Origin of the sequence: Mesorhizobium sp. M7A.F.Ca.CA.002.09.1.1 (assembly GCF_003998555.1) — a bacterium.
Classification (GTDB): domain Bacteria; phylum Pseudomonadota; class Alphaproteobacteria; order Rhizobiales; family Rhizobiaceae; genus Mesorhizobium; species Mesorhizobium ciceri.
Map to the genome: position 1 here is coordinate 1 of NZ_RZRR01001581.1, position 488 is coordinate 488.

Annotated in this window: 1 pseudogene; it reads left to right on the forward strand. The window is 62.7% G+C overall.

Going from position 1 to position 488, the window contains the following annotated elements:
- Positions 1 to 317: 317 nt before the first annotated feature.
- A pseudogene (locus EN994_RS36625) lies at positions 318 to 488 on the forward strand (phosphoribosylformylglycinamidine cyclo-ligase); the annotation flags it as partial.

Genomic DNA, 488 nt, shown 5'->3' on the forward strand with positions numbered 1-488 from the left:
AGCGCGCGTACAAGAGCGCCAGCACAACCGCCGGCACCAGGACAGGGCGCAGGATGGTGATCAGGTTGGGGATGGTCAAATGCCTGGCACCTCCTCTTGGTCGGAGATAGATGATGAAGATGGCGGGTGGCAACAAGGGAGGAGCTGCCGATCTCCCCGCACGGGAGCGGCCTTCAGCTTGGCTTTCGCCAATCACGAGCGCCTGTACGTGCGCGCTGTCCACGGTTTTGTAGGCCGAGATGGCCGTTATCCTTGCGGACAGAAACCGTTCATGCGAAGAGCCCGCGACAAGGAAAATTGCTGAACGGGCACCAGAAATGAGCAAGCGCGACGTGAACAAGCGCAAGAACGGGCTCACCTATGCCGAGGCCGGTGTCGATATCGATGCCGGCAATCTCATGGTCGAGAAGATCAAGCCGCTGGTGCGCGCGACGCGCCGGCCGGGCGCCGATGGCGAGATCGGCGGTTTCGGCCGGCTGCTCGCCCTC